At 34.7% G+C, this 12,514-nt stretch carries 15 protein-coding genes; 7 read left to right on the top strand and 8 right to left on the bottom strand.

The window, feature by feature from the left end; all coding sequences use genetic code 11:
* Positions 1-114 precede the first annotated feature (114 nt).
* Positions 115-459 carry a DUF3969 family protein gene (locus JFT89_RS20210; RefSeq protein ID WP_002139535.1) on the top strand — a complete coding sequence of 115 codons (345 nt, stop codon included), beginning with the start codon at positions 115-117 and terminating at the stop codon, positions 457-459.
* A gap of 163 nt (positions 460-622) precedes the next feature.
* Here the strand turns inward: JFT89_RS20210 and ytaF are convergent, their stop codons facing one another.
* Positions 623-1,234, bottom strand: coding sequence for a sporulation membrane protein YtaF (gene ytaF, locus JFT89_RS20205; RefSeq protein WP_002091150.1), 612 nt, complete (start codon positions 1,232-1,234; stop codon positions 623-625).
* A gap of 130 nt (positions 1,235-1,364) precedes the next feature.
* On the opposite strand from ytaF, the gene JFT89_RS20200 reads away from it, so the two are divergent.
* Positions 1,365-2,018 (top strand): helix-turn-helix domain-containing protein, encoded by a 654-nt coding sequence (locus JFT89_RS20200; protein WP_002063674.1) that lies wholly within the window; start codon positions 1,365-1,367, stop codon positions 2,016-2,018.
* A 102-nt stretch (positions 2,019-2,120) separates the two neighbouring features.
* On the opposite strand, the gene JFT89_RS20195 is transcribed toward JFT89_RS20200, so the two are convergent.
* From JFT89_RS20195 to JFT89_RS20185, 3 genes are all read right to left on the bottom strand, one after another.
* Positions 2,121-3,443 carry an acetylornithine deacetylase gene (locus JFT89_RS20195; protein WP_307838614.1) on the bottom strand — a complete coding sequence of 441 codons (1,323 nt, stop codon included), beginning with the start codon at positions 3,441-3,443 and terminating at the stop codon, positions 2,121-2,123.
* Positions 3,444-3,621: 178 nt separating this feature from the next.
* Positions 3,622-5,061, bottom strand: coding sequence for an amino acid permease (locus JFT89_RS20190; RefSeq protein ID WP_002063672.1), 1,440 nt, complete (start codon positions 5,059-5,061; stop codon positions 3,622-3,624).
* 105 nt (positions 5,062-5,166) lie between these two features.
* A complete protein-coding gene (locus tag JFT89_RS20185; protein ID WP_002063671.1) occupies positions 5,167-5,421 on the bottom strand; it encodes a biotin/lipoyl-containing protein in 255 nt (84 codons plus the stop codon).
* Between the two features lie 301 nt (positions 5,422-5,722).
* Here JFT89_RS20185 and JFT89_RS20180 point away from each other — a divergent pair, with 301 nt between their 5' ends.
* The 3 genes from JFT89_RS20180 to JFT89_RS20170 all read left to right on the top strand — a co-directional run bounded on the left by JFT89_RS20180 (position 5,723) and on the right by JFT89_RS20170 (position 8,086).
* The gene (locus tag JFT89_RS20180; protein ID WP_002063670.1) at positions 5,723-7,126 is read left to right on the top strand and encodes a sigma-54 interaction domain-containing protein; all 1,404 of its coding nucleotides are present in this window, start codon (positions 5,723-5,725) and stop codon (positions 7,124-7,126) included.
* A gap of 84 nt (positions 7,127-7,210) precedes the next feature.
* Positions 7,211-7,414, top strand: coding sequence for a hypothetical protein (locus JFT89_RS20175; protein WP_033706365.1), 204 nt, complete (start codon positions 7,211-7,213; stop codon positions 7,412-7,414).
* Between the two features lie 327 nt (positions 7,415-7,741).
* Positions 7,742-8,086 carry a DUF4064 domain-containing protein gene (locus tag JFT89_RS20170; RefSeq protein WP_002010275.1) on the top strand — a complete coding sequence of 115 codons (345 nt, stop codon included), beginning with the start codon at positions 7,742-7,744 and terminating at the stop codon, positions 8,084-8,086.
* A 46-nt stretch (positions 8,087-8,132) separates the two neighbouring features.
* Here the strand turns inward: JFT89_RS20170 and truA are convergent, their stop codons facing one another.
* Complete coding sequence (gene truA / locus JFT89_RS20165) at positions 8,133-8,870, bottom strand: tRNA pseudouridine(38-40) synthase TruA (RefSeq protein ID WP_016097028.1); 738 nt, start codon at positions 8,868-8,870, stop codon at positions 8,133-8,135.
* A gap of 664 nt (positions 8,871-9,534) precedes the next feature.
* On the opposite strand from truA, the gene JFT89_RS20160 reads away from it, so the two are divergent.
* Both JFT89_RS20160 and JFT89_RS20155 read left to right on the top strand, forming a co-directional pair.
* The gene (locus JFT89_RS20160) at positions 9,535-9,855 is read left to right on the top strand and encodes a hypothetical protein (protein ID WP_201040528.1); all 321 of its coding nucleotides are present in this window, start codon (positions 9,535-9,537) and stop codon (positions 9,853-9,855) included.
* Between the two features lie 17 nt (positions 9,856-9,872).
* Positions 9,873-10,883 (top strand): zinc-ribbon domain-containing protein, encoded by a 1,011-nt coding sequence (locus JFT89_RS20155; RefSeq protein ID WP_201040527.1) that lies wholly within the window; start codon positions 9,873-9,875, stop codon positions 10,881-10,883.
* Between the two features lie 60 nt (positions 10,884-10,943).
* Here JFT89_RS20155 and JFT89_RS20150 read toward each other — a convergent pair whose 3' ends face one another.
* From JFT89_RS20150 to JFT89_RS20140, 3 genes are read right to left on the bottom strand one after another with little or no spacing between them, the layout of a single operon-like run.
* Positions 10,944-12,008 (bottom strand): N-acetylmuramoyl-L-alanine amidase, encoded by a 1,065-nt coding sequence (locus JFT89_RS20150; RefSeq protein WP_201040526.1) that lies wholly within the window; start codon positions 12,006-12,008, stop codon positions 10,944-10,946.
* Complete coding sequence (locus JFT89_RS20145; protein ID WP_048517338.1) at positions 12,005-12,244, bottom strand: hypothetical protein; 240 nt, start codon at positions 12,242-12,244, stop codon at positions 12,005-12,007. The genes JFT89_RS20150 and JFT89_RS20145 overlap by 4 nt, the downstream gene beginning before the upstream one ends.
* The gene (locus tag JFT89_RS20140; RefSeq protein ID WP_000398733.1) at positions 12,244-12,480 is read right to left on the bottom strand and encodes a hemolysin XhlA family protein; all 237 of its coding nucleotides are present in this window, start codon (positions 12,478-12,480) and stop codon (positions 12,244-12,246) included. The genes JFT89_RS20145 and JFT89_RS20140 overlap by 1 nt, the downstream gene beginning before the upstream one ends.
* Positions 12,481-12,514 lie beyond the last annotated feature (34 nt).

The following is a 12,514-nucleotide window of genomic DNA, read 5'->3' as shown; positions in this document are numbered from 1 at the left end:
AGGCATCAACACAATTCAAAAAAACAGTAATAAAAGTTCTCTTTATTATGCATATTTGCTCCCCCCTCCTGAATAATATAGTACAACCTAGCGCTGTATGTGGAGGTGTAAAAGATGAAACTCATATTTCAAATGGAGAAACAACCTGTTCTCGAAAAAACAATTCTTCTTTTCATATTGAGTATTGTAGAAAGTTTGAAACTAAAAGTTGTTTCACTCGATGAATCTCACCGATACATATTCAATTTAGAAGTGCTTGAACTATTAATGGATCGGAACATCGATGATCAAGTATTAGAACTTATTCATTTCGGAATGGGACTTGAAGACATTTACCATGTACTTCCCGAAGAACTTGAGCATAGTATCGAAGAACTGAAATGGCTTTGTATTCAAGTTTTAAGTGAGTACAGTATGCATGATGATGAATGTGCACAACTAATTGAAGATATACGCTAAAAAGCACCTATGCAGGTGCTTTTACTTTTTTAAACCTTTTTACAAACAAAGATTTGTATAATACTTACAATCTTTCATTACCGTGAAAAGATTTCACGTCGATATATGCAATTTCTTAGTGTATTTCCAAGGAAATACTCGAATACTGTTTTCCCTATCATTCTTACAACAATTGATCAATTCCAATAAGAATTAATAACACACCTGCAATTATAGTTGCCCATTTCCCTAAGTATTCAGCTAAAAATCTTTTACCAACATACGTAAAACCACTAATACAAATAAAACTAAAAACTCCAGAAATACATGCCGTAAGCCAAAGATTTAAATTTGTTACTCCAGCATCAAATCCACCTGCAATATTGTTTATGGACAATGCAACTCCTAAAACAATTGCTTCAGAAAAACTAATTGTTTTAGAACCATCAAAATCTGCTTTTTCTGGATCACGTAAAACCCCCATAAGTACACTACTATCTTTAGATTCTACGGTATCTTTTTGACTCAAGAAAGGCTGACATAAAATAAACACCCCGATTATTCCTAAAACGATTGCTCCAATAATGTTTGCTGTGAACTCTGAAATAAATAATGCGATCCAATTCCCAAAAAATCCAGCTAGTAAAGTAAATAAAAATCCAAAAAATGCGATGATAAAATTGTTAAGCCACGAAATTCGAATTTTACGAATGCCATATGCAATCCCAACACCTGCATTATCTAAATTAGACGCAATCCCGATTAAAAAAATTGAAAATAAACCTGCCGTACTCATCGTACAGTCACCCCTTTTCTCACTTTTCATTGCATATTATGAAAATGTTGAGCAACTGTGCCTGTCTGTTTCATATACTTGTAATAAATGCTCAACATTTTTTCAACAATAAAAAAGGAGTGCCTTCACTATGCCTAAAGAAAATTCAAATGAGCGGCTTAGTACATTAATAAAAAAACTTTTAAAGGAACGTGCTTTATCCATGCGCCAACTAGGAATGCTTACAAATATTGATCCCGCAACAATCTCAAGAATTATGAATGGCAAACAACCGCCAAAACAAAAACATCTACAAAAATTTGCAGAATTCCTTCAAGTTCCACCTCAATTGTTATTTGATGAAATGTATCCTAATTCTCCGCACATAAATAAAGAAAAGACGGATATGTACACATCTCTTGATACAATTCAGCAAACTTTACAATCCTCAAACTTATTCGATTTCGATTACACAACAACTCGCGTAAAACAAGAACTTGAAAATTATGAACGCTATGCCCAAACAACCGAAGGTGAAAAACGTATTCATGAAAGTTTCGCGAGCAAGTTAGAGCAAATTGATAGTGCTGGTCCTTTCATTGAGCAATTAACAGATATGTATCAACAATTTTGCAATGAAACCATTTCAAAAGAAGAACGTGCAGTTCTGGGAGGCGCATTACTTTATTTCATTTTATCGACAGATATTATCCCTGATTACCTCTTTCCAATTGGCTATTTAGATGATGCAATTGCCGTTGAATTAGCGAAAGAGAAATTGATTGAAATAAGACGAAAAACATAGAAAAATAAAAAACTATTTCAGTTGTTGTTTATGTTCAACTCTGAAGTAGTGCACTAAAAAATCGTACAAGTATACATACCTATACGATTCCAATATACCAATCTATTTTTTCCTATGACACCATTCATATATGAACGCCGTTATCACTTTTGTAAATTCAATTAATTGTTCAACTTCAACCTTCTCATTTATAGAATGTGCTTCTTCTAGTGTACCTGGTCCATAAATAACGGCTGGAATATTAAATTCACTAAACCAGCCACCATCAGTTACCGTTGCAGACATATCTAAAATTGCATTTTTAGATAGAATGGATTCATGTACGGAACTAAGAGTTTTTACAGCTACATGTTCACTGTCTACTTCTAAAGAAGGAAAAATCTCACCTCGATCAACAATCATTGATTCTCCGCCCCACTTAAATTGTGGTGGGTTCTCACTTAACCATGGATCTGCTGCTGCCACTTTTCCTAAATACGCTTCTATTTCTTCTATTATTTGTTCATGTGTTTCATTTGGATAAAAGTGAACCGTAACCCATAATCGGCACTCATCCGCAATAAATGCTGCATGGCGCCCGCCTTCAATTACTGCTGGGTTAATTGTTGTTGTTCCTGATGGATATCCTTCATAGGTTTTCATTACCGCCCAATGACGTTCTAGCTCCTGTAAACTTTGGACAATCTTCATCATTTTCTCAATTGCACTTGCGCCAAACAAACGGCCTCCAGCATGAATCATTTGTCTACGTGTTGCATCATGAAACGTTTGCGGGCTCTTCACAGTAATCCACCCAGTAATTACACCACCCTGTCCTTGCATATGTAAATCACTCGTATCCACTACTACAGCAAAATCCGCATCATAACCACGTTTACAGCATTGAAGTGTTCCTGCTTCTCCTACTTCTTCGCCAATTACCGATTGAAAAATTAAATCTCCAGGTAATTCAATCCCCACTTCTTCTAAAAGCTGAATAGCAAATAAGGCTCCAGCTAGTCCACCTTTCATATCTGCCGCGCCTCTCCCAACTAACCAACCATCTTTTATAAACGGCTCAAACGGATTTGTTTCCCACGGCTCGTCCGCTGTTACTTCTGCAACATCTATATGCCCATTAATAATGAGACTTTTATGTGACTCACTTGCTGTCCCTTTTTTCACTCCAACAACATTCGTATCATTCGGATATACATCCCATTTATCAATACTAAAATTTCGTTTTTTTAGAAATTCTGCAACAAATTCTTGCGCCTCATTTGTATTTCTTGCTGGTGGTGCTGGTGTTTCAAAACGAATTAAAGTTTTTGTAAGTTCTAGTAGCTCCTCTTTTCGTAAATCAATCTGTTCTAATAGCTGTGAAACTTCTTGATTCATTGCTAATTCCCCTTTGCATACGTAGTATGTTTCCAGCTTTATTTTCACAAAAAAAGAGACTGTTTACAATCTTACAGTCTCTAAATTAATCACTATTATAAAGTGAAACTATAATCAGTGGGGAGGTACATCCCCCACTGATTATTAGCCTTCACCAATCGGGCGTTTACGGGCAGTTTATCTCCCACCTAACTTCTTTGCTCCAGCCGAATTTTGAAGTGGAGTTTTACTGCCCGTTAATGCGGGGTAAACTTTCTAAGTCAGTTGTATTTGTCTTTTCATTATGTTCTACTTTACTTCTCTTATTTCTGGTAGCACGATAAAACAGTAAACAAACGATCATAAATGGAATACCACAATATAATGCCATTCTTTGTTCTGGAATAAAAGCCATAGCTACAATTACTGTTAAATTTAATACTAAAGCAAGAATTGGAACAAATGGATACAGTGGTGTTTTAAATTTCAAATCCTTAATATCTCCCCCTTGCTTCACGTATGTCCTTCTAGCTAATAGGTTCGATAAAGCAATAGATGCCCAAACTAATATCGCTCCAAACCCAGCAATAGAAAGAAGCCATAAATAAACTGTATCTTCCGCATAAATACCTGATAGTAATGAAAGACACCCTACAAACGTACTTACAATCAATGCATAAATAGGAACACCGTTTTTAGATAACTTACCAAAAATCGGGCTAATCATTCCTTGATTAGACATAGACCATAGCATACGGGAAGTTGCATATAATCCTGAATTCGCAACTGATAGTACAGCTGTAATAATAACGAAATTTATAATATCAGCCGCATAAGGAATACCAATTTTATCAAATACAACTACGAATGGACTTTCTATCACTCCTGCTTGCTGCCAAGGAAATAGTCCCGCAAGAATAAAAATAGATAGTACAAAGAAAATAAGTATGCGCCAAACTGTATTATTAATTGCCTTCGGGATAGTTTTCTCTGGATTTTCACTCTCACCAGCTGCAATACCAACTAGTTCTGTTCCTTGGAAGGAAAAATTAACTGCAATCATCGTAATTAAAATGGCTGATAATCCATTTGGGAACAATCCACCATAATCAGTAAAGCTAGAAAACATCGGCGCTGGTTCATTTCCTTTCATATCTAGAAAACCAAACATTGCTGCCCCGCCTAAAATGATAAATGCAATAATTGTAATTACTTTAATACTTGCAAACCAGAATTCAACCTCCGCAAAACTTCTTGAAGATAACGCATTAATAACAAAGAGCAATACGGCAAACACTACGCACCAAATCCATGATGATACATCTGGAAACCAACGTTTCATTAATATACTAACTGCAATTAATTCAATGCCTATCGTAGCCGTCCAGTTTAGCCACGACATCCATCCCACTACATAACCCGCTGCAGGTGAAATATGTTTTGTAGCATATGTTTGATACGATCCTGCATCAGGCATCGCAACCGCTAACTCTCCAAGACAGAGCATCGTTAAATACATAACAAATCCACCGACAAGATACGCTGCAATCGCTCCTCCAGGTCCAGCTTCATGAATTGTATAACTGGATCCTAAAAAAAGCCCAGTACCAATAACCCCTCCGAGTGCAATCATAAATATGTGCCGACTTTTCAATTCTCTTTTTAATCCCTGGTTTTGATCCATCATATAAATCCCCCCTTTTCACTTAGCAAACCCTTTTAATGTAAGCGTCCTTAAAACCCTTCATAGTAAAAATAATTATTAAAAAGTGCAAAATACATATTACTACTATTAATCACTACCTGTTATTAAAAGGTCATCCCTCACTGTTATTAATAATTTTTGATCAGCGATAGCTTCTCCTTCTACCACTTCTAATGATTCAATATAACCACTGATTCCCACTTTAATTTCTACTTTCTGTTTATCTATCGTTTCAATTAACGCTAATTTTTCCCATTCATATACGTAAGAACTTTCAGTAACAAATAATTTCTCTACTTTCCCGTAACAAGGACTATACACACCTTCTACAACCGTCTTCACTTTATAAATTCCTCCCTCTTATTAATTGGCACTGGAACGTTGCATAACCTATAAAGATTCCTAATCCCCCTACTCTTTAAATTTAGAGATCTCAACTACTATTCATGCAAAATACGTACCAACCTCAATATCTATGTAAAATTAGGATTTCTTACGAAAAAAATCTGCATAACCGCAAAATTTTTCTATCATTTGAAAAATTTTAAGAGAAAATAGCAAAAAAATTTTGCGATTTTATGAGAATTTTAATAAAATTATAAAAAGTCAGTCTTCATAGGGTATAACGAGGAGAAGATAATACATGCATACAGAAGAAATCAATTTTAAAAAGATTATTGAAATGAATGTGCTATACGAAACTTTACTCAATGAACTCGATATCGGGATCCATATTATTAATGAGGAAAGTAAAACGATTATCTATAACCGCAAAATGATGGAAATTGAATCAATGGACCGCTTAGATGTGCTAGATAAAAATCCTTTAGAAGTATTTGCATTTGAAGAAAATAAAAATAGTACTCTTATAGAGGCATTAAAACTTGGAAAAACAAACAAAAATATAAAACAAACGTATTTTAACAATAAAGGACAAGAGATTACGACGATTAACGATACTTTTCCTATAATAGAAAACGGAAAAATTAAAGGCGCTATTGAAATTTCAAAAGAGATTAGTCATTTAAAGCAAACAATAAAAATGGGCCCTTCTCGAAAACAAAATACTAAATTTACCTTTGGCCACATAATTGGTGATTCCGTAGCCATTCAATCAATCATTGGAGAAGGAAAGAGAGTAATTCGTACATCCTCATCCATACTTATCGTAGGGGAAACAGGGACTGGTAAAGAACTATTTGCGCAAAGCATCCATAATGAAAGTCATCGTTCAACAAAACCATTTATTTCACAAAACTGTGCCGCTATACCTGATACCTTAATGGAAAGCTTATTATTTGGTACGAATCGAGGTGCCTTTACAGGAGCAATAGATAAGCCTGGTTTATTTGAAGAAGCAAACGGCGGGACTTTGTTGTTAGATGAAATCAACTCATTAAGCCCAACGCTTCAAGCTAAGTTACTACGGGCTATACAAGAAAAAACAATACGAAGAATTGGAGGCGCACAAGAAAAAGAAATTGATGTTCGTATTATAGCAACTATTAATGAAGACCCTCTTGAAGCTATTGCACACAATCGGTTAAGAGAAGACTTATATTACCGATTAAGCGTCGTTACTTTATGTCTTCCACCTTTACGGGAACGAAAAGAAGATATTCCAGCTCTTGTTCAGCACTTTATCGAAAAGTACAACATTCAATTCGGGCTCGGCGTAACGGATGTAGATGTAAATGTAAGAGAATTCTTTTATGCATACGATTGGCCCGGAAACGTACGAGAATTGGAACATATAATTGAAGGTTCAATGAACTTAATAGAAGATGAAAATATCATTACAGCGTTTCATATACCCACTCGCTTTCGCGAACGAATAAAAACAGAATTCAATATGCAGCCTTCACTAACTAATCACAATACTGACGCACCTAAAACTTTAAAGCACACAATAGAAGAAATAGAAAAGAACTACATCAATCAAATTCTTAAAGAGAATAATGGTAATATCTCACAAGCTGCAAAATTTTTAGGATTGAGTAGACAAAATTTACAATATCGAATTAAAAAACTGCATTTACACATATGAAATGAATCTTTCTCCAAGTGCAAATGATTTTTTGGAAGAATATGTTATAATGTGCATGTAACATGCTAGAAAGGGGCTATATATATGAGTAATGATAAAAAATTAAATTTATTAAAATACTTATACCTTCTCCCCGCCGTTCTATGTATGATGTTATTCATTAATGCTGATATGAGTAGCTTTCCTCATGCAAAGCTCTTAGGCACAATTAGCGGCTCCTTTGCAGCTATTATGCTTGCTGCTTTTTGGAATTTAAAGCTACGTATGAAAAGAGAAAAATCTTCTTAAACGAACAAAGTTAATTATCATAAAAAACACGAGACGGTTACCGCTCTCGTGTTTTTTCATTGTACTCTCTTTATCTCAATGATTTGAAATTTAACTCAAAATTAGTTATATACTGAAAAAATGCACTTTAGTAAACTCGACAAATTTCGACATTCTGTTTTCATTATATTTGTTATCATGTAAGTTCTAAATCTGACATTTCAATATCTCTGAAGGTTGTTTATATAAACTTCACTTATGTTAATAACATGTAGTTCATTTTATTTGAACTAACAAATTGTGAGTTAGATGAAAAAGCTAATAAATATTTTTTAAAAGGTGGTTACTATGAAAAGAACAGCAGAATTTGTATTAGGATTAATTGGTGGTATATTCGGGATTTTATGTGCATTCATCGCTTTATTTATCGGAGGCGTAGGAGCAGCAGTTGAAGCTGACGGAGCTAATCAAATTATTGGATTAGGCTGGGCTGCTGTAGCTCTTTCAATATTGGGGATTGTTGGATGTGTTATGGTTAAGAGCAAAGCTAAAGTAGGTGGCATTATGATGACTATCGCTGCCATTGGTGGATTTATTTGTATTTCTATTGTTTACTTATTACCAGGTGTTTTATTATTAATCGGCGGATTAATGGGGATTTTCCGAAAAGATAAGACTACTGCATCAGCATAAAAGAAGAAGCACTCAAATGAGTGCTTTTTTCTTATCCATATCTTTTCTAAAACTCAATCTTCTCCAAGTACAATCCACTCGCCTCAGCAAGACAATTAATTTGATTACGTTGTTTTTCCTCTAAAATGTTTGGAATTGCGTCCACCTCTAATTGCCCTAATCCAACTTCAATTAATGCTCCAACAATTTTCCGCACCATGTTATGAAGGAATCCGTTACCACTTACTCTAATTTGTACAAATCCTGATTCTTCGGAAACATCAAGTGTATACACTTCTCGAACCATAGATTTTTTCTTAGACTTTGCATTTGAAAAGGCAGTGAAGTCATGTGAACCAACTAAATGTTTCGCAGCTTCTTTCATACTTTTCACATTTAATTGTTTATTCACGTGCATGCTGTATTTACGCATAAATGGGTTCGTATGCTCTTCATTCCAAATTTTATAAAGATATGTTTTTGCTTTAGAATTGTAACGAGCATGGAAACGATCTGGTACTTCTTCTACACTCGTAATACTAATATCATTTGGTAAATATTGATTTAAATACTTTTTCACTTTATGTTCTACTAACTTCTCATCACTTTGAAAGTTAGCTACTTGATTCAAAGCGTGTACACCAGCATCCGTTCTACTACAGCCGATAATTTCAATTTCTTTTCCGACCATTTCAGATATTATACTTTCGATTTTCCCCTGAATCGTATTGTCATTATTACCAAGACGTTGCCACCCTTTATAACGCGCACCATCATATTGAATCGTCAATTTATAATTGTTCATTATATTCTCCTTACTTCCATTCGCTAAATAAAATATACCCTCACATAGCTCTTGCTTTGTGAGGGACATATCCTTATTGAATGTTACTTTCTAACAAGTTTCACTACATTTTCTACATGAGCTGTATAAAGTATATCATATCATTTGATGTACCCTGTATTACTATTGTGTGTTCTATCGCAAAGAAAATGTAACGGAATGTATTCTTTGTGCATTGAGTGTATTTAATTTATTTTAAGTGTGTGGTCAAATAAGTGGTCGGTGGTCAAAAGTAGGAATAGCAAGTTCCAAAATACCAAATTCGCTGCCAGGTTGCTCGTCTATACTTTTATTCGCAATCAGAATTGTAAAAGTTTTAGATAAACGAGTGGAAGCTATTTAGATTGGAGAAGATACAAAAATATGTAATTACAATGATAATGGACAACACTTCTAAAATGTTACATTAATTGGTATGATTTACTTAATTTAAGGAAGTGAGGTTGTATGAGTTATAACACTATTAATTTTATTACAACCTATACAACAATTAAAATAGGCTCAACCTACTACTGGTAAATGTTTAATTTTAAAACGTGTAGATAGCAATTTAGATAGAGCCTTAGTTATCATTACATTTCTACTATTGATTCCAATACAAATAAAAGAAAGGTTGTTGAAAATTATGGATCCAGGGACTTGGGGTTGGTGGGAACGGAGCGAATCCATTCGAATACCTATAGAAGAATTAAATAGTGATGACCCAACGCAACTTTATTTAAAAATAGGACAAAGATTCGCTCACCCTCTCTACGAATATAGAATGCAAATTGTTAAAATCGAAGTATATAAAGATAAATCCGAAAATAGACACACATATTATGCTAACGCATTTATATTTGTAAAACCATATTTTCAGAAAGAATCTAACCACATTATTGAATTAGAAGAATACGAGATACGCCCTAGAGACATTAACGATGGTAAATGGTTTTTAATTAAATAGAGAGAACGGTGAAAATTATGGATTCTTTACTTATCGATAAAAGGCTTTCTGACAAACTAATATCTGAGTGGCATCCTACCAAAAACGAAAACATTAACCCCAATGAGATTACTTACGGAAGTTATGAATACATTTGGTGGTTATGTCCAGAAGGACATGAATGGGGAGCAACCACTGGAGAAAGACTCAAAAGGAAAGAAGAATGTCCTAAATGTTTGAGATTAAAGCAGTCTGAAAAAAAAGCCGAAGTCAAGGAAGAAAGAAAATTTAAAGCCCTTCTTGATGTAGATCCAGAGTTAGCAAAACAATGGCATCCTACTAACAATATAAAAACACCTGAAGAAATAAATTTCGAAGAAAACCCTAGGCTAAGATGGTGGCAATGTAAAAGAGGACATGAATGGGAAGAAACAATTGTAAGTAGATATAACAATAGAAGTTCTTGTCCATATTGTGCAAATAAGAAAGTGTGTATGGATAATTGTTTTGCAACTGTCTATCCAGAACTGGCGAAAGAATGGTATATTTTTGAATCTGACTATTATCAAAAGTCAAAGACCCCATATGATGCACTCTACACTACTACAGAAGAAGTTAAGTGGATTTGCAATGAAGGACATATATGGTCTGAAAAAGCCAGTCAAAGGGTGAAGAATAGAAAAGGTTGCCGAAAGTGTGAAAAGTATCAACAATCTATAGCTTTGTTAAACCCAGAGATAGCAAAAGAATGGCACCCTACAAAAAATAAAGAGATTTACAGGATTACTACTCCTGAAGAAACTTCTGCAAGATGCAATGAAAAAATTTGGTGGCTTTGCAGCGAATGCGAAAATGAATATAAAGCAATGGTAAAAGCTAGACATATAGGCGAAGCTAGATGTCCAAATTGTTATCCGCCAGAAACAAAGAGTAGAACACCTGCTACAAAAAGAAAAGGAAATTATCAAGCGTATACTGATATAGAAGATAAACGCATTATATTTGAAAATAAATTACGTAAAAACTTAAGTAATAACGCTCAAGAATAAATAAAAAAGCCGTCCAATTAAGGACGGCTTTTTTTATCAAACTATTCTTTTGTAAAAAAATCACTTCACATACACATAGGCTTCATTTGCTGTTACATAGTATGTTTTTCCTTTGCTATTGTGCACTTTGTATTGCGGTGAACCATTCACACTTACTTTCGCATCAATATTAAACCCTAAACCTACATCTACAGAACCAGCAACATCTTTATCCTGCCAAGATAGAGCATCATAGAAACGTAGATTATTAACTTTGGAAACAACACGCTTTCCTACAATAAATGAATCTACTTTACTTTGCTTTTCAAACTTCACATAAGATGGATCATTCTTAATCCATTGTTCACCACCAAGATTTAACCAGCCATCCTTTTCAGCCCACACAACATAAGATTCTGGTTTATTTAGCTGACGAATCTTAGAATAGCTTGTACCTGGTCCTTTACGTAAGTTAACGTTGTAGCCTTCAATATAAGCAACACCGTCCGTTACTGCTGTTGGTACCTCTGCTGGTTTAGAAGGTTTTTCAGGAACAGAAACATCCACACTAGAATTAGTGTATGCACGTTGTACATCAGCGCGGAATTGAGCTTCAGACACACCATGACTACGCAAATAATCAAGTGGATCTTCATGATCGGTTCCGCCAAGATATTTCGTAACATCGTAATGAGTCCATAAACCTTTTTCTACAGATAACCCACGGTCACGAAGAATTTTAGCAAGTAACTTAACGTATTTATCATAGCTGCGCTTAAATTTTGTATAGTCTGCGGTTTCACATAACTCTACATGTACAAATCGTTTATTAGCACCTGGTCCAGCCCCATAAGCAATGTATTTTGTATCAGCGATCTGGATTGTTTCATCCCAATCTACTGCGTAATGAACGAATGCTGAACGCCATGTGCGAGACTCATATTTTTGAATATTGATAGCTGGCGCTTCTGGAGTTGCCGTTGAATGAGCTACAACCCCTTCGTAAGCACCTACACCATAACGATACGGTTGTTTTGGCAAATCAGGAATAATAAGCGCTCTATCAGCAAAAGCACTTGTTGCAACGGATAAAGCAAAAATAACAGCAAAGACTACAGAAGAAATATATTTTAATGTCTTTTTCATTTCACATCAGCATCCTTTTTTATAATTTTTGTGTGGTCAAATAATCCACTTGCTGACAATCCAATGATGATTCCTTGAAATACATTTGTTTTGATATCTCCGCCCAAAAATAAAACGCCTAGCACAATGCCAAGCGTTAAATTTAATAACGGAACGTATTTTGTTTGTAATCCGATTGTTTTGGTAATCTGTGAAAGACCAACGACAATTCCAATCATTACGGCTAAACTAACCATTACATACCACCCCCTTTCAAGAAGAAGGTGAGTGCTGCCCCGATAATTCCGCCAACAATAAGACGCAAAATCCAAGTAGTGTTTGCGCTGATTTTATCTAGTTGTTTGTTGATATTATCAATATCTTTCTCGTTGCCTGTTGTACGCATTTCCAAACTTTTAATATCAAACCTTATTTCTTTGATTTCTTGCTTCATTTCTTGTACATCATTTCTTACGTCTTGTAATCCTTCCACTTCAATCACCCCGTTTCAAAATAAAAAGAAGCAT

The sequence above is a fragment of the Bacillus sp. TH25 genome (genome assembly GCF_016650935.1).
Classification (GTDB): Bacteria; Bacillota; Bacilli; order Bacillales; family Bacillaceae_G; genus Bacillus_A; species Bacillus_A mycoides.
This window is presented reverse-complemented; position numbering and strand designations above follow the sequence as displayed.